The sequence below is a fragment of the Amycolatopsis sp. lyj-23 genome, from assembly GCF_046549135.1.
GTDB lineage: Bacteria > Actinomycetota > Actinomycetes > Mycobacteriales > Pseudonocardiaceae > Amycolatopsis.
Window position 1 is genome coordinate 1 of sequence record NZ_JAJPWN010000034.1, and the last position, 16799, is coordinate 16799.

The 16799-nt window shown below is 66.4% G+C and carries 15 protein-coding genes; 11 read left to right on the forward strand and 4 right to left on the reverse strand.

Features of this window, described 5'->3' with window-relative positions:
- Nucleotides 1–400 precede the first annotated feature (400 nt).
- Complete coding sequence (locus ACLJPY_RS48910) at nt 401–856, forward strand: DUF488 family protein (RefSeq protein ID WP_410597866.1); 456 nt, start codon at nt 401–403, stop codon at nt 854–856.
- Here the strand turns inward: ACLJPY_RS48910 and ACLJPY_RS48915 are convergent.
- Nucleotides 842–1699 carry a hypothetical protein gene (locus ACLJPY_RS48915; protein WP_410597867.1) on the reverse strand — a complete coding sequence of 286 codons (858 nt, stop codon included), beginning with the start codon at nt 1697–1699 and terminating at the stop codon, nt 842–844. The two genes, ACLJPY_RS48910 and ACLJPY_RS48915, sit on opposite strands and share 15 nt — an antisense overlap.
- Before the next feature lie 1441 nt (nt 1700–3140).
- Here ACLJPY_RS48915 and ACLJPY_RS48920 point away from each other — a divergent pair.
- A complete protein-coding gene (locus ACLJPY_RS48920) occupies nt 3141–3845 on the forward strand; it encodes a hypothetical protein (RefSeq protein WP_410597868.1) in 705 nt (234 codons plus the stop codon).
- A gap of 182 nt (nt 3846–4027) precedes the next feature.
- Here ACLJPY_RS48920 and ACLJPY_RS48925 read toward each other — a convergent pair whose 3' ends face one another.
- Both ACLJPY_RS48925 and ACLJPY_RS48930 read right to left on the reverse strand, forming a co-directional pair.
- Entirely contained in the window at nt 4028–4909 is an 882-nt protein-coding gene (locus ACLJPY_RS48925) for an ImmA/IrrE family metallo-endopeptidase (RefSeq protein ID WP_410597869.1), read from the reverse strand.
- A gap of 5 nt (nt 4910–4914) precedes the next feature.
- Nucleotides 4915–5262, reverse strand: a complete 348-nt coding sequence (locus ACLJPY_RS48930) for a helix-turn-helix domain-containing protein (protein WP_410597870.1) — start codon at nt 5260–5262, stop codon at nt 4915–4917.
- Nucleotides 5263–5394: 132 nt separating this feature from the next.
- Here ACLJPY_RS48930 and ACLJPY_RS48935 point away from each other — a divergent pair, with 132 nt between their 5' ends.
- The 3 genes from ACLJPY_RS48935 to ACLJPY_RS48945 are packed head-to-tail and all read left to right on the forward strand — an operon-like array spanning nt 5395 to nt 7464.
- The gene (locus ACLJPY_RS48935; protein WP_410597871.1) at nt 5395–5664 is read left to right on the forward strand and encodes a hypothetical protein; all 270 of its coding nucleotides are present in this window, start codon (nt 5395–5397) and stop codon (nt 5662–5664) included.
- Nucleotides 5665–5669: 5 nt separating this feature from the next.
- Nucleotides 5670–6023, forward strand: a complete 354-nt coding sequence (locus ACLJPY_RS48940) for a hypothetical protein (protein ID WP_410597872.1) — start codon at nt 5670–5672, stop codon at nt 6021–6023.
- A gap of 1 nt (nt 6024) precedes the next feature.
- On the forward strand, nt 6025–7464 hold the full coding sequence (locus ACLJPY_RS48945; RefSeq protein ID WP_410597873.1) for a ThiF family adenylyltransferase: 1440 nt from the start codon (nt 6025–6027) through the stop codon (nt 7462–7464).
- A 157-nt stretch (nt 7465–7621) separates the two neighbouring features.
- On the opposite strand, the gene ACLJPY_RS48950 is transcribed toward ACLJPY_RS48945, so the two are convergent.
- Nucleotides 7622–9433 carry a DUF4209 domain-containing protein gene (locus tag ACLJPY_RS48950; protein ID WP_410597874.1) on the reverse strand — a complete coding sequence of 604 codons (1812 nt, stop codon included), beginning with the start codon at nt 9431–9433 and terminating at the stop codon, nt 7622–7624.
- A 161-nt stretch (nt 9434–9594) separates the two neighbouring features.
- Between ACLJPY_RS48950 and ACLJPY_RS48955 the strand changes: the two genes are divergently transcribed.
- From ACLJPY_RS48955 to ACLJPY_RS48980, 6 genes are all read left to right on the forward strand, one after another.
- Nucleotides 9595–10455 (forward strand): hypothetical protein, encoded by an 861-nt coding sequence (locus ACLJPY_RS48955; protein WP_410597875.1) that lies wholly within the window; start codon nt 9595–9597, stop codon nt 10453–10455.
- 115 nt (nt 10456–10570) lie between these two features.
- On the forward strand, nt 10571–11461 hold the full coding sequence (locus ACLJPY_RS48960) for a conjugal transfer protein (protein ID WP_410597876.1): 891 nt from the start codon (nt 10571–10573) through the stop codon (nt 11459–11461).
- A gap of 16 nt (nt 11462–11477) precedes the next feature.
- Nucleotides 11478–11717, forward strand: a complete 240-nt coding sequence (locus ACLJPY_RS48965; protein ID WP_410597877.1) for a hypothetical protein — start codon at nt 11478–11480, stop codon at nt 11715–11717.
- Nucleotides 11714–12178 (forward strand): hypothetical protein, encoded by a 465-nt coding sequence (locus ACLJPY_RS48970; RefSeq protein ID WP_410597878.1) that lies wholly within the window; start codon nt 11714–11716, stop codon nt 12176–12178. Before ACLJPY_RS48965 ends, ACLJPY_RS48970 begins: the two co-directional genes overlap by 4 nt.
- Nucleotides 12178–14757, forward strand: a complete 2580-nt coding sequence (locus ACLJPY_RS48975) for an ATP-binding protein (protein WP_410597879.1) — start codon at nt 12178–12180, stop codon at nt 14755–14757. Before ACLJPY_RS48970 ends, ACLJPY_RS48975 begins: the two co-directional genes overlap by 1 nt.
- Nucleotides 14758–14804: 47 nt before the next feature.
- Complete coding sequence (locus ACLJPY_RS48980) at nt 14805–16799, forward strand: hypothetical protein (RefSeq protein ID WP_410597880.1); 1995 nt, start codon at nt 14805–14807, stop codon at nt 16797–16799.

Genomic DNA, 16799 nt, shown 5'->3' on the forward strand with positions numbered 1-16799 from the left:
CGCGCCCGATGGACGATGCGCTGGAAGCCAGTGATCAACGCGTTCGCCATCACCTTCGGTGACCGCTGGCCGGGAGCCGAAACCTACTGATCAACAACGCCGGAAACACCGATCACGGGATAGACCCCTGCCGAGCAGCGAATGCGGGCTTTCTATCTCGAGGAGCAAGCTGCGGGACGTACTCCGACCGGAGCAGACCTTGATCGCGTCGCTGGAACGAACAACTACGGCCGTCGGGTGCTGCGACGATGGCGCATTGCAGGTCACGGGCCTGGCGGGGCTGCTGCTTCGATGAATCCTCCTCTGGCCCGCCAGCTTCGAGTGCTGCCACCAGTGCTTCGCACGGAGACGAGGAGAGGGCGAAGGGGCGGCGGGAGAGCCGCCATGAAAGGGTGTCGGCATGAGGAGGGTGGATGCGGCGGGTGTTCGTGACGGCGCGATCGGTGTCGGCTACGAAGGGCAGGAGATCCGGGACTTTGTTGCGGCGCTGGTCCACCGGGGTGTCACCAGGCTCGTAGACGTACGGCTGACGCCGATCTCGCGCAAGCGCGGGTTCAGCAAGACAGCCCTGCGGGACGCCCTGTTCGAGGCCGGAATCCAATACGATCACCGTCGGGAACTCGGCAACCCGAAGACCAACCGCGCCGGATTTGCTGGTTCGGAATCGGAGATGGCCGAAGCCAAGGCGCGGTATATCGCGACGCTCGATACCGACGAGGCTCAGCAAAGCCTCGACGACTTGGCCCAGCTCGCGGTGAAGGAGTGTCTCGCCGTTCTGTGCTTCGAGGCTGACCAGCGGCGATGCCATCGAGATGTGGTCCTCGAGGAGATCGCTGGTCGGCTACCGCGGAGCTGACTTCGCACGGGGCGGGTAGTAGACGCCGAGGACGCTGAAGGTACGAGGGTGGGCGGCGATGTTGCCGACGTAGAAGGCGACGTCGTGGCCGGGCCCGCAGATTTCGTCCAGGAAGCGTCGGCGCAGGTGCTTGGCCGCGCTGTCGTCGTCCATGCCACGTAGGCGCAGGAGTTGGAAGGCGACGAACTCCCAGTCGATGAAGCCCTGCTTGTGGCCTCCGCAGTCAGGTTCAGCGCACTGGTAGTGGTAGGTGCCGGCGAATCGCGGCGCGCGCAGCGGGGTGCGGTCTTCGTTGTCGAAGAGACTGAACTGGCTGACGTAGTCGTTGATCTTAGCTTGCTGTTCTTTGGTCCACCCGGCATGGCGGGTTACGCGCAGGTCGGTGATCCGTCGTGGTCGGATCAAGGCGAGCGACTGGCTGGCCATGGTCGCTCCGCGGTGCAGGCTGCACATCGTCGTGTCGGTGCTGATCGCCGGGTCCAGCCATCGGCGCCGAGGCGTCCAGGGGGTGAGGTGTCCGGTGACTTTCAGCGTATGCATCTGCGGACGCCAGCTTTCCCGTCGGCTGTCTTGTCGCGCCGGAACGGCCTTGACCGAGACGATGTCGTACTTCTTGAAGGTTTCGTTGCCCCCGAGTTCGCGGAAGTTGATCGGGTACAGGCGCACCCACCCCGGACGACAGGGATCGATGCTTAGTCCGGCGACGCAGACGGTCTCTCCGTACTTCTCGGACGGATTCGGTGCCGCCTTGACGGTGATCAGGACATTCAAGGTGACGGCCAGGTCGCCGTCGGGTTTCTTCGGGAGTTCGTCCGGCTGCCCGAATATCGACATCTGGGTCATCGGCCCTCCTCGCCGATCATGACTACCGAACGTAACTCCCGAATCTCCGAAAGCAGAACACCCAATCGGGTGAAGCTTCCGGCGGGCGGCGCCTGCGCCCAGCCGAAAGCTGCCTACCTCTTGCTTTGAAGCCACACGGAGGTCGCTGCGAAGAACACGCCTCTCGAGTGACCTAGGACGAGCCACTGCAGCGCTCTCTACTTGGAGGTTGGTGACGGTGTTGGGGGTGACTCTCGGTTGGCGTCCGGATCGACGTCGCCAGCCAGGGAGCGGGCAGCCGGCTGACGGAGGATCGGGTGATCTCTCGCTGAGACTTCGCCGTTTTCCGCCAAGATGACCCCGGCTCGTGGAGTGCGCCGGGAACGTGGTTGGGTTCGCCGCCCGGACCGTCCGCGGCGGGACGGCCACAGGTACCGGCGATGAGCGAAGTGGGGAACGTGGTCGCGCCACGATCCCACCATCGACCGGTTCGACGTACCCGGGTCGTGGCGTAGGCAAGCAGTCCGGGACGTCATGGGTAGGGATGAGCAGTTCTTCGGCGAGGTCGCTGATCGCGCGGGGTGACCCCACGCTCCGATGGGAGTGAGATCCGCGGCGACCCAGCAGTAGTAGGGAGGGGTCGCGGCTTGCTCGGGTGGTAGCCAGTAGGAAGGGCGGAAGCGTTCGGCCGCAGAGGCCGACTGCTCGGCCAGCCGATATCGGGTGCCATCAGGAAGGGGTACTCCGGTCGCGACGAGCAGCTCGATGGCCTCGCGGCCGATCTTGTCCGGCGGGCACCGCGGGCTTCACAGTTGCAGTGTGTCGAACACTGATCCTGCTGCTCGCGGTCGAGCTGACGAACGGCCCGTTGAAGCATCGGTCTCGCGAGACCGGCTTTCGAGAGACCGGCGGCGCTGCTAGTGAGGCATACGGATGGGCTCTCGGGGCAAAGAAGGTTCCGAGACCACCCTGATCGTCGGTCACTCTCGGTACTCTGATGGTGACCACCGTGCTAGCCGGGTTGGCACGCTGAGTAACAGTGATTGTCGCGGACGCGACTACGTGCGGTGAGATGAAATGGTGGCTTGGAGCTGCGAGCTGAACGGTGTCACGCAGGACGGTGAGATCGTCGCTGCCGTGTGGTGGAGACCAACAAAACTCTTGACATCGTCTAGAGTTTTGGTAACTCTTGACACCGAGCAAGAGAAAGAGGCATGATGGCTGACGACATCGACAAGCTCATCAAGTGGGCGGAGTCGCAGGGTTGGGCTATAGAGGTAGACGCCAGCGGCTACCGTCGCTTCTATGCGCCGGACGGAACCTATGTCGTTCGCTACCCGAAGACACCCGGTCGGTCTCGTCGGAGATATCTGGACGTCGTGACGGCCGTGCGCAAGCACGGTCTGCCTTGGCCGGCGCCGTCGCGGTCTGAGTTGCGTGCACAGCGTCGAAAGGAGGGCCAATGATGACGAACGAGTGGGTCATTCGAGTGGTGCTCGCCACCGAAGAGACGGTGTCTGACACTGCTCTCGAGAAGATGGCCGATGCTGCTGACGAGCGTGACGCGACGGTTGCGCGTCGAGAGCTTGAGTCAGGTGTCGTCGTCACGATGGATGTGGACGTCAGTGATGGTGGAGGTCATGAGATCAGCGCTGCGATCGATTGGTCTCTGAAGCTGGTTCGTGATGTTGGTGGTTGTGAAGATGCCGTGCCGGCTGACGTGCGCTACATGACTCTGGACGCGTACGAGGCTGAAGCTCTCAGGCCAAGTGTGCCTGAACTTGCGAGTGCTGCAGACGTTGCGGAAATCCTCGGTGTAAGCCGTCAGCGGGTGCATCAGCTGGCGACCTCGAACCCTCGATTTCCTCAGCACATTGCGCGAGTGGCAACTGGCCCGCTGTGGGCACGGAGCTCGATCGAGTGGTTCGATTCCGTCTGGGAACGCAAGGCCGGACGACCGGCCAAGCTTGCGGCCGTAAGCAACCCTCGTCCGCGACAGCCTGTTCGCGCTGAGCCAACTAGTGTGCTGCGAGGTATCGCTGCGGCCGCTAGCAAGGTGACGGCCTGGGAGAAGCGTCCAACCGGGGCGGACAAGCGCGCGGGGCGAACGAGTGGACACGATCTGGCAGCTGTGGCCAAAGCGACACCTCGACGGCGAGATGGCTAACGCGGCGAGTTTTGATTCAGCCGAAGCTACAGTTCCTGCCTCGCGTAGATTCGATGACGACACGAGTGGGCAGAGCAATCTCGAACTCTCGGTAAACTGGTCCGCGCGGAGTGGTGTGTCTCTGCGCAGCGGGACCGAGTCGAGTACGCGTCGTCTAGCAGGCTCATTGAGCGGTGACTTGGTCACGCGGCAACGTAGATCTTGCGGCGAGGCAGTAGGCGTCGGCGTTGTGGACTCCACAACAGTACAAAGCTGGTGTAGGGAGTCTGAAAAGCGTCAACCTGCACCATGATCGCGTTGCCGTTCATGTCAGGAAGCTGCACGTGCCCTAGGCTGGGCAAAGTCAGAGCTGTCAGGAAAGGATAGTCAGTTGCGGTCATGAGGCGTGGCCATCGAGCCGGACCGAACTGTGCTGTCCACCCAGGTGTAGCCATGCATTCCTGCCGCGCCCAAGTCGGGGGATTGCTGGTCGTCGGTGTCCGACTCAACACGATCGCGGCGACCTGGCCGGGGTGCGTCTCGGCATAGCGGCGGACTGCGGCGTGCAACGACGAGCCGTAGCGTTCGGCCAGTGCTCGGATCGCCCCGCTCGAGATCTCCATATCTGCGGCGTCGTTTTCGAACCGGGTCCGCTGAAAGAGCAGTTCGGCTGCACCTTGATTCGCTTCCCGTTCGAACAGACGGCGAGTGCCGGCGGCCAGGGTCTCGGTGTCGTCGGCGTACAGCAAGTCCTGCTGATGCGGCAGGATGTCGTGGGTCGTCTCGTGCAAGGCCACAAACCGGCGTTTGCCCGCGTGGTCGATGTCGGGTGAGATGTGGATGACACGTTCTCGCCGGTCGACCAACCCCTGAATCTTCTGCTTCGCGCTGCGCAGCAAAGTACGCAGGTATGCGGGTGCCTGACTGATCATCGACTCGTCCAGGACGTACCCGTCGGCCTGCACCAGCTTTGCCGCCGCGACGATGTCTTCGACTGGAGTGGGGAAGCGGCCGTAGGCGTCGGCGGCGCGGAGCAGGCGGTCTACCCGCTTGTTGATGTCTGCTGCCGACTCCAGGCTCTCCATGGTCGTTACCCGATCTCTCCGCTGCGATACATCTTCAGAAACGTCGCCAGTGCGCGGGCCTCATCCTCTGTTAAGTCCTGAGCACTCAACGCTTGTGCGAGGGTGCCGCCGGTGCCAGGCGCCTCGGGGACGACGTAGCCGGCTAGCCGCATCAGTTCGAGGTACTCCGCCCCGAGTACGCCCGCCAGGCGATGGAGGACGTGAGGAGACGGGGTGACGACCTCGTCCCGCTCCAGTTTCTGCAGGTAGGCCGCGGAGATCTCGGCGTGGTCGGCGACCGTCTTCAGTGATCCTCCGCGTAGTTCCCGCATCGACTTCAGTGTCTGTCCAAGGCTGAGCTCCCCGTCTCCCATGTACACGATAGTACTACGTCATTCACCACAGTTGACACTCGTCGATCATGCATCTACTTTAGTGTGTGAGATCAACTTAAGTGTTCGGGTACGGAGCGTAGCTGCCTACCCGACAGCGGAGGGAAGGCGATCATGGTCGACGCAAACTCGGCGCAGCAGGAGCCTGCTGGCAAAAGGCGCAAGGAGCGGGGGTACTTCGTCAACGGTGAGCAGTTCGTGACCGATGAGCCCAAGCTGACGGTGCGCGCGATCCTCGAGAATGCCGGATTCACCCCGGCCGAGGAGTACCGCCTGACTCGCGACAACGGACACCACGTCTTCGATGACTACGAGACCGAAGTGCCCATCCACGACGGAGAGCGGTTCACTGCGACCTTCCTTGGCCCCACCCCTACCTCCTGACCGTGATGACCGACGAACTGCTCGAGGAGTACCTGTGCGGTCTCGGCTACTCAGTCGAGACCGCACAGGACACCGCTGGTGCGCCCTACATCGTCGTACGGAGACTGACTATTCCGGCGGGCTCGCTCGCCGGCCGGACATGCGACGTCGCACTCGCGAAGTGCCGAACCATGCCATACATGTGCCCGCCCGCTATACATACCCGCCCCGCGTTAGTGCCGATGGACACGAGCGGTCCGCTCAAGACCCAGGCGAGCGGCCTGGGGCCGGACTGGCAGTACTGGTCACGCCGGTTCGACCGGTCGCCCAGCCCTCAGCGCGTCTGGGCACATGTGTTGACCGTCCTGTCGGAGGTGTGAGATGCCGGAGTTTCACCAGGAGCACTACCTCGCAACACGGGAGCTGGTGGTTGCAATGACCTGGCGGCTCGACGCAGGCCTGCGTGCGCACTTTGACCGTCCAGGGAGGCAGGAAGACCTTACATTCGCCTATTGGAAGCCCAGTACGGGAACGCGGCGGTTCACCGCCGTGCTGACGGACCTGGTACTGCCGGATGCTCAGGAGCGCTTGCTCGACGGGAATGTTGCCTTCACGGCCGACTACCTCACCCGGGTCTTGATGAAGACGCCCAAAGGCAGCGGTATCGCCCTGCTGCACTCCCACCTTGGGCCTGGATGGCAGGACATGAGCGTCGACGACGTCATCGCCGAACGCGACCGGCTCGCTTCCGCCATCGCCGGCGCGACCGGACTGCCTCTGGTAGGACTGACCTGGGGCACGGATGGCACATGGAGTGCACGGCTATGGGGCCGTCGAGCGCCCTTCACCTACGCTCGTCATGATGCAAAGTGCGTACGCGTGGTCGGTCCGCAGCATGTCGCCCTGAGTTTCCATCCAGGTCTCGCTCCACCCCCGGCTCCAGTGCCGTCCCAGCAGGCCACCGCCAGCGTCTGGGGCAATGAGACTCAGGCCGACCTTGCCCGGATCCGGGTCGGCATCGTCGGCCTCGGCAGCGTCGGCAGCATCGTGACCGAAGCACTCATGCGCACCGGCATCAGCGACGCCGTTCTGATCGACCATGACGTACTCAAGAACCGCAACCTAGACCGGACCTTGCACGCCACGCGGCACCATGCCGAAACCCAGATGATGAAGGTCGATCTTGCCGCCGCGGCGGCAAAAGACAGTCACACGGCCAAGATCGCGACCGTTACCCCCTTGCCCATCAGCGTGGCCACGCGAGAAGGAATCGAAGCAGTCCTGGACTGCGACGTCATCATCTCCTGCGTCGACCGTCCTTGGCCGCGATGGCTGCTCAACACCGTGTCCTACAGCCATCTCGTGCCCATGATCGACGGCGGCATCCAGGCCAGAGTCACATCTGCGGGTCGGCCGCTGCACGTCGACTGGCGAGTGCACACGGTCGGACCCGGCCGTGCCTGCCTGGTGTGCTTGGACGCGCTGCGACGGAGTGACGCAGGCCTCGACCGTGACGGGCTTCTCGATGATCCAGACTACCTGAAGGGCCTCAGCGAGTCTGACCGCGAACGCTACAACCGGCGCAATGTGTTCGCCTTCAGTTTGTCAGTCGCGGCGCACGAAGTACTTCAATTGGTTGGTCTCATCTCGGGAAGTCCGCGGATCGGCGGAGTCGGTCCTCAGCATTATGCAGCTTATCCCGGGGAAATGACTGTCGCCGCAGCTGTAGACTGTGTGTCTGACTGTGAGTTTGCTGCGATGGTCGGGAGTTCGATTGAAGTCGTGGCCAAGGCGCCCGACGGCTCCGCAACACAACCCTGACCACCTGTATGGAGTGATCTGGACTGGTTAAATGTGTCGATGGTCTCGGCTCCGCGCCAGCGCCGCTAACGTCATGACCTCATACAACTAGCAGGCCTGTCAAACGCGCTGTGCCAACCGATTCTGAAAGAGGATCTCTCGAGCCTGTCTCCATTGGTCATAGCGCCCGGCCCTCGTCCGGAGCGGGTTCCTCTGCACCCGGCTGAAGCGTCGCGACATACAGGGCAGCCTGGACGAGCAGGGCGGCCAGGGGGCGGGGTACGCCTTCGAAGAAGCCGTGGGCCAACTCGTTCCGGGCGTTCCACCCCATCGGGCTGGATAGCAGCATCGCGAGGTACCGTCCCCAGGACTCGTCAAGTCCACGCTTCCCGAGGATCTGCAAGAGAACGCCGACGCCGACGTACTTTCCGGGCGTGGTGTTGCGCTGGGTCTGGTAGACCGGCTCGTCCAAGCGCCGGGCGAGGTTGCGCAACATCGTCTCGATCTTCGGCGCCAGCAGGTAGACGCAGGCTTCGTCGTCCCCCGACCAGTAGCGCAACAAGCAGTCGGCCAGCACACGCGCGATCTCTGTGGAGATGGAGGGATTCTCGGCGACGAAGAAGTCCTGGAGCTCTTCACGGCTGGGGCTGTGATTGGTCCCGATCTCGACGAGTGCCTGGGCGAAGATCGGGGCAGTGAAATTCATGGTGGAGGACTCGACAAAGGCGAGCTTCTGCAGCTCCCGCTCGTCGTCGTTCTGCGGCCGCCAGCGGGGGAGCCCGTCGCCGCCGAGCATCACCCGGGGAATCATCGAAAATAGCGGCGCTTGCTGCTTGAGGACCTCCACCTGCGCACGGTTTTCGTCCGTGAGCCCGCTGGGTGGGACGCCGATGCCTCCGTGAGAGAACCGCTGCAGGCAAACACGCCAGTCGTCCTCGGCGGCGATGTGGTCCACCCATCGGCGAATCTGCTCGCCGGGGATCTCGACGGATCGTCTGAGACTTTGCAGCCCCAGTTCGTCACTGTCGATGTCCTGCAGGGCCTTGGTGGCCTGGGCGACGAGGTCGTTATGCCCGTGGTTGCGGGAGTATTCGATGGCCTTGGTGAGGTGATCCATCTTCCGCAGGCCCGACGTCGTCTCGGCGGCCGCAGTCCAGATCGTGGCGATTTCGCGGTCGATCCGATCGAGTTCGTCCTTGTTGCCCTTCGCGCGACGCCGTTGCAGAGCGGCCACGTCCGCCTCGATGTGCGGATCGTCGGCGTAGCGGGTGCGCGCTGCGGCGAGGAGGTCGTCGACAGCTTCGGGCGGGTTCTTCTCGGCGACCAGCCGCTCGATCAGCCGGAACGGGACTCCCGGATGCCACTCGGCGTCCTCGATGTACTCGCGGGCGTCGGTGATCATCTGTGTCATCGTGCGCTGGGCCAAGTCGTCGCGCTTCATTTGGCGGGCGATGTCGAGCGCACGGACCAAGGCGAGGGCTCGGTAGAGCGGGATCCAGTTTCCGGCGCTCAGTTCCAAATATGCGAGGCAGGCTCGTTCCGCGTGGATGTGCCGGGGTTGCCGACCGAGGGAGAAGAGGAGATCGTTCAGGCGCGCGCGTACCGGGGACGTCGAGGAGGAACCTGCGACCGCCGCCCAGAGGTCGGCGACCGACGTCGGCAGCGTGCCGAGCGGCGCCGGATAGGTCTTCCCGCCCAGCGTCCACGCCGAAGCGAACACCGACTCGCCGGCTTCCCCGGCCTCCGTCATCCGATAGTCGAAGGCGACCGCGATGGCGTCGATGTCAGCGGCGTCCCGGCCGGACTGCAATGAGGTCGACACCTCGTGCCACCCGGTGCTGGCCGCGGCAGCGGCGTTGTCCGCCAGCGTGATGAGTTCGCCGATCCGCTTCGGGGAGAGGTCGAATTGCAGGCCTTCTTGTGCAGTACCGGACACCTCCGACACGGTACCGGGGCCTTCCTCGAACGTCGCGGAGTTTTCGCTGATCACGGGTCACTGCTACGCGAGCTGAATCCGAAGCGAGGTGCAGTTACCCATTCGGGTGATCTTGACTTGCCCCGCGGCAGGGCAAGTCCGCGGGCCAGGAATGGCGCGAACACCGGTTCAGACGCTGGCTCGGATCCTGTCATCCGAGCGAAGGAGCTGGCGCTATGAGCGGCCGGTCCACTAAGAACAGCCCGTTGACCATGTTGCAGAAGGAGTTCAGCGACCCCCGGAGTGTAGCGCGATTCGATCAGGCTCTCCGTGGCTGGGCCGCCGAGGAGACCGCGCTTTCGGACACTGCATCCCACGAAGACCTCGTTGCCATCCTGACCACCCGAGACTACGGCCGCCACGATGAAGTGCTTCACGCACTCCTGGTCCGGGCGGCGGAACCGGCAAGCTCGGGTGTCGTCGCCACCGAGATCGTCGTGAACTCGCTGCTGCCGGCTGTTCCGGGCATCGTCGGCCGGGTCGTCCGGGCAGCTCGCGCAGCCGCCGGCGCGGTCGGCGTCCGGCGTGGCGTGACCGGCGGTGGCGTCTCGGCCTCGGAAGACAGCCGTGACATCCAGGCGTCGGTGATCGGACACCTCTGGGAGCAGACCCGGTGCTACCCGCTTCGGCGGCGGCATCACGTCGCGGCAAACCTGGTGCGCGAGACACAGCGAGCCGCGCAGCGGGACTTCGGCGTCGACCACGGCCAGGCCGCCGCGGACGTGGTCAGCATGGACGACGAGGTCTACCGGCCTTTGGCGGCCGTCCCGGCCGAGCCCGATGCGTCGGAGGAACTGCTCGAGCTGCTGGCGTGGGCGGTGGAGGAGGAGCGGCTCGACGAGCACTCCGCCACCATCTTAACCACCCGTTACTTCGATGGCCCGCTCGGTCGGGACGGCGTCGCCACGGATCGGCAGATCGGCGCGCTGATCGGGCTGAGCCAGCCCACGATCACCCGGCACCGCCGACGGGCGTTCGAGCAGCTGGCCGAGGCCGCGACGGAGTTTCGCGGCCATGACCTGCCCTGGGCCGGCTGAATCACACCAGTGGGCCGACCTGCGTGCCTCTGAGCAACACCCCGGAGGTCACGCACAGGGAGGTCGAGTCGTGTTCCGTCGTCACGACCGCAGTGGTGCGGGCTGCAGCCCGCTGGTGAAGCTGCTGCCCGACGCGGACGTCGAACCTGCGCTGCGGGGTGCGACCCGCCGCGTCGGCCGGTGGGTGGCGTGGATGGCCGTGCTGGCCAGCCCACTGCTGACTATCGCCGGGTTGATCGTTCTCCAGCCAGCGGGTGCGCCGTCGATGCGGGACGGCGGCGCACCCGCGTCCTCTACCTCGCCGGAGGGTTGGGCGGAGATGTACGTGCGCTCCTGGCTCTCGGAAACCCGAGACGACCCGGCTGGTCTCGAGACCTTCTACCCGTCCGGGATGAAGTCGCAGCGGGCCGTCGGGACGCAGGTTCCGGTCGACACCGCCGTGATATCGGCGGTCTCACCGGTGGAGGGGATGTGGTCGGTCGTGGTGGTCGCCGACGTGCTCGTGCTGCAGCCCGACGGCAAGCGCACGGCGACGCTGCTGTGTGCTCAGGTGGCGATAACTGGCACGGGCGTCGCCTATGTCGCCGCGGCCCTGCCCACGCTCGTGGCTTGCCCTGGCACCAGTTCCGCCGTCGAACTGGCTTACGACGAGGTCGCTGATCCTGGCGGGCCGGTCGGGCAGTCGGTCACCGGGTTTTTGACCGCCTACCTGGCGGGGCAAGGCCAGCTCGACCGCTTCGTCAGCCCCGGGACAAGCCTGGCTTTGCCGCGGCCGGCGCCGTACACGGCGGTGCAGGTCACCGAGGTGCGCACGCACGAGAGGTTCGAGCCTGGCCAAGCGGCCCGGCCAGTCGACGGGACGGTCATCCACAGCTTTACCCATGCCTGGGGATGGGACGCCACCGGGCAGGGCACGCCGGTCGACTACGCGCTGACCTTGGCCGCACGGGCCGGCCGATGGGAGATCAACCGCATCGATCCGGCGCCGCTACTGGCGGGCCGGTAAGCAGGGGAGAAGTCCGATGATCGTGCTGGCCGCGGACGTGAAGTCCTGGATCGACAACAACCTGGCCTGGGGTGACCAGTCCGTCCGCCGCCTGATCCTGCTGGCGGCGCTCGTCGGCGGCATCGGGCTGCTCATCGGTACGCGGGGGAATTTCACCCGGGCGATCAAGTACGGCGTGATTGCGGCGATCTTCCTTGGCATCCTGCTCAACCTCGACGCGGTCGCCGGCATGTTCGGCGCCTGGTTCACCCATTGACCACGCCGAAGGGCCGCGGTGACGTCCTGGTCGGCCGGTCCTACACCCGCTCGCGCCGGTTCCCGCGGATGTTCGGCCGAATGCCCGGGCGCGACGGCGGCTACCTGCCCGGCGGTCCGTACACCCTGACTCAGGGCACGCTCTTCCTGATCCTGCTGGTGGTGGTGTGGAAGCTGCCGCTTCTGAACTGGCTGGGCCCGGTCCGCTGGGGGTTGCCGCTGTCGGCGGTGTTCCTCCGGCGTGCCCGGATCGAGTCCCGGACTCCGCTCGGGTGGCTCGCTGGCCTCGGCTCGCACCTGCTTGCGCCCTCGGCCGGCATGCTCGGCCGCCGTCCGTATCGGCCCGCGCGGCCAGAGCGCAACCGCGGCTCGCTGTATGTGCACGTGCGGGGCGACGTTCCGGAGTCCGCGCTACCAGCCTCGTCGCTGCAGCAGGTGCTGGCCCAGGCTCGGGAGCGGTGATGGACTTTCCGGTGACCGATGTGGCGGGCAATCTGCTGTTCTGCGTCGACGGCTCGGTCTGGGCGGTGTGGCGGGTGCTTCCGTACGAGAGTGCCCGTTCGACTGGCCGGCAGCTGCGGGAGCTGTACGACCGCACGGTGACGCTGATGAAGTCGCTTCGCGGTGAGGTGATGATCGCGTCGCTGTGCGAGCAGGTCCAGGCCCACGCGATCGTCCGGCGCTGCCTCGACGGGATCGATCTGGACGCGAACCCGCACTGGGCGGAGACCGTCCACAACGCCTGGGACCAGCTCGACACCCTCGACGTGCTCGGCCGCAGCTTCTGGCTCGCCAAACCCCTGGCCGGGCACGGCTGGAAAGACGCCGTGCAGGCGACGGCGCGCGCGACGGCCACCGCGGTCGGCGAACTGCTCGGCGTACCTGCCCGGCCCGCGTCGGCTGCGGCGGTGGCGGCTGGTCGGGAGCGGGCGCGGGTTGCGGCCCAGGAGCTCGGCGGGGCAGTTCCGTTCCGGCCGGCGACGGAGGCGGAGCTGCTGTGGTGGCTCTGTCGAGCCCCGGTCCGCGGGGTGAACGAACCGCAGCTCGACGGGATCGACACCGTCCATAACACCGGTCTGGTCGTGCGCCGGGGGAGCGGACGCGCCCGGCTGGCGATGCAGCGCGGCTGCGTGTTCGACGAAGGCGGCCGCACGGACCCGGCCGAGGACCGGCAGGGCTGGGGGCCACTTGGGCTCCTGAACCGCCGATTCCTCAAGTGCGTGACTCCGGGCGACGACGGCTTGGTTGCTAGCTACCAGGCCTTCCTCGTGCTGGCGGAGATGCCGCGGGCGTTCACGTTCCCCGGGCACGAGATCCTGGCCCGGCTGGCTGACATCGGGTTCGGTGTCGACTACGCGTTGCGGATCACCGCCGGCTCGAACGAGGACGCCCGCGCCGCCAACCGCCGCCGGACTCGGGACCTGATGAGCCAGGACGAGGAGCACGCCGGCGACACCGCCGGAGTCCCGGCCGATGTGATCTCGGCGCAGGAGGAGATCCAGCACAAGAACGCCCGCCTCGGCGCCAGTTCGACAGAGATCGATCTCGAGGTAGGCGTCGTCGCCTGCGTCTGGGGCGAGACCGCCCGTGACGCCGACGCACGCGCGAAGGCGCTCCGGCAGGCGTTCCTGGGCGGGGAGTACCGGTGGGAACGGCCGCTTGGGGGACAACGCCAGCTCTACCAGTCGCTGCTGCCGGGGAGTCGGACGCCGATGGTGGTGCGCGAGTGTAGCCAGAACCTTCTCGCCACCGACGCTGCGATGCTGCTGCCGGTGTCGGCGACCGACTTCGGCGACCCCGCCGGGGCGCTGTTCGGGCTGACGGTGGACGGTGGCGCCATCACCCCGTTCCTGCTCGACCCGACCTATGGGCCCACCCACGACTCCTCCGGCGGGATCGCGGTCATCGGCGAGCTCGGGGCCGGCAAGTCGGTGATCCTGAAGAACGTCGCCGCGGTTGTGCGGCTGATGCTCGACGGGCGGGTGATCGTCATCGACCGGACCCGCAGCCGTGAATGGGTACCCGTCGCGGCCGCGCTGCCCGGTGACGCGCAGATCGTCGACATCATCGATCCCAGCCTCGACGACCGGCCCGTCTCGGCCGAGCTGCGGCACTCGTGCGACCCGCTGCGCGTCTTCCACAGCACCAGCCGCTCGAGCACCGGCATCGCCGAGACCTTCTTCGCCTCCTGGCTCGACCTGGAATCCAACTCGGCCGAGCGAGACGCGCTCGGCCACGGTCTCGACGCCGTCAGCGGCCACCCTGAGGCATCCAGCAACCGACTTGTCGACACACTGCGAAAACATGGCGCCCGCGACCCGGCGGCCCGTGCGCTGGCCGACCGGCTCGATCGGCTGCGGCGCGACCCGATCACCCGCCCCATCTTCGATCCCGACCTTGCACCGGTCGATCTGTTCGGCGCGGACATGGTCGTGTTCTGCACCAACGAGATTCCGCTACCCAGCGCGCTGGAGATGAGCAACGAGCGGATGGCGGCCCGGGTCCCGCCACGCAAGCTCTTCGGCCGCGCCTTCCACCTGCTCATCGCCGCGATCGCCAAGGAGATCTGCTTCACCCCGGGCCGGTGGGGCGAGTTCATCTGCGACGAGGCCTACAACGTCACCGGCACCCCCGAAGGCCAGCAGATCGCCCTCGAGTTCGTCCGCGACGGCCGCAAGCACGGTGCCGACGCCGCGTTCGGCTCGCACGCCCCGAAAGATCTCGGCGACGACGTCCTGCGCGGCCTGATCGCGGTGCGGTTCCTCGGCCGCCACCGCGACGACGGCCTCGCCCGCGCCAGCCTGGCCTGGCTCGGCGTCGATCCGACGGACGGTCGCTACCACGAACTCGTCACCAAGGACCTCTCGCCGCTCAACCCGGCCGGTGGCGAGGAGGAACGGCAGGCTCGCGCGGGGGAGTTTCTCGTGCGGGACCACAGTGGGCGGATCGGCAAGGTCAAGGTCATGACTCAGCCGTACCGCACCCTGCCGGAGGCCGTTCTGACCACGCCGGACGTATCCCGAGGTCATCGGGCGCATTGAACCCGGCCCCCTGAGCCCTGTCTCACAGAGACGTGCAGGAGGGCGTGATGAGGCTGAGCTGGGGCGTAACTCGTGCACTCGCTGTCGCTGCTGCGATTGTCCTCATCGGACTTCTTGCGCCACAGGCAGCGAGTGGCCAGACGCCACAGAACCCGTGCGAGCCGTATCCGACGTGCCTCTGGGTTCCTGGCGAACAGCCGCCACCGAAGCCGGATCCGGACGCGCCGCCACTCCCGCTGCAGGACGACCCCGGCCACCACGTCCACCTTGGCGGCATCTTCAGCATCGACGACGGCTACGGCCGTGACCTGCACAACTACGACCTCTTCGCCAACCTGCCCGGCCTGCTCGACAACCCGATGCCGACGATCTGGCTGTGGCTGGGCAACATCGGTTTCGCCGTCGGCAAGTACGCAGTCGGCTTCTCCGTCTGGTTCACCGAATGGGCCGCCTCCACCCAGGTCTTCGACTGGATCAAAGCACCGGCCCACGACCTCGAAGGCATCTGGCAGACCTCGGTCCTCGGCGACCTGAAGCTGCGCCAGATCGCGATGCTCATCGCCACCTGCTACCTCGGCCTGCTGTTCGCCCGCGGCCTCACCACCCGAGCGTGGCGGGAGACCGCGTCCACCATCGCGGTCAACGTCCTCGCCGTCGCGATCCTCACCCATCCCGTCGACGTCCTCATCGGCGACGACGGCGTGCTGTCCCTCTCCCGCGACCTCGCCGCCGACGTCTCCAGCGTCATCATGGGCCAGGAGCCCGGCGGCACCGGGAACCCGGCCGCGCCGATCGGCCAGGCGTTCATCGACAACCTGCTGGTCACACCGTGGGAGACGCTCAACTACGGCGCACCCATCAGTCGCGTCAAAGGCATCGCCGGCGCCTGCCAGTACTCCGTCAAGAAGGTCCTCGACGATGGGCCCTGGTCGGGCAAGGACGACAGCACCAGGGCCCGCGAACTCGACGGTTGCCCTGGCGACTACGGCAAGTACAACGAGGTCGCCGACGGTGACCGTTCACTCGGAGCCTGGCTGTACGCGGTCGCGATGATCTTGTTCGCGATCCTGGTGATCTGCCTGAACACCGTGCAGGTTCTGGCCCCGTACCTGCTGCTGTTCGAAGGGCTGCTGCTCGCGCTCGCGTTGGTCGCGGCTCTGGTGCCATCGATGCAACACCAGCTCGCGTACCGGGTCAGCTCGATCGCCGCCACGATCGCCCGGCTGCTGGCCGGCATGGTCTTCCTCGCGGTCATGACCGTGCTGCTGCGCACGCTCATGCTGGCCGACCTCGGCCCGCAGCTGGTCCGGTTCGCCGTCATCGACCTCGTCGTCTTCTCGGGCTTCCTGTTCCGCAAACGCCTCGCGGCGAACTTGCAACGGGTCCGCGGCCAGATCAGCTCCCGGCTGCAGCAGCTCGGCCGACCGCGCCACGCCCCGAAGGCGTTGCCGGCGCCGGTCGTCCCCGCAGGTCCGGATCGGCTTGCCCGGACGGTCAAAGCCGGGACGTCGGCGTTCGCGGAGACCTTCGCGCCGGTCGGGCGACTGAAGGAGCGCCTGGTCACCGCGGGCCGCGCCGGTGGGCAAGCCGGGGGACAGGTGCTCAAGTACACCGTGGGGGCGCCGGTCTCGTGGCCGCAAGCGGCTCAGCGTGCGCAGACGGCGCTCACCGCCAAGGCCGGTATGGCCAAGGCCGCGCTGGCCCGCCGGGCCGAAGTGGCGAAGACTTACGCTACGGCCTACGCCGGGAATCTCGGCACCGCAACCGGCGCGCTGCCCGCGTGGCACGCCGCCACCACAGTGCTCACCGCACTCGGCAACCGTTCAGGCGAGCATAAGCCGGCAGCGTCGACGTACCTCGGTGCCGAGATCGCCGGTGTGACTCCGCCGGCCGCTGGGCGGAAACCGGCGTTCACCGGCAAGGACCTTGGGGCCGCTGCCCGGGGGAAGCCATTGGCTGAGACCTCCTTGGCGCCCGCGATGCTCCCACCGCCCGTCCCGTGGGCGCAGCGGCTGCGCGAGCGGCTCGGCGACGTCGGCTGA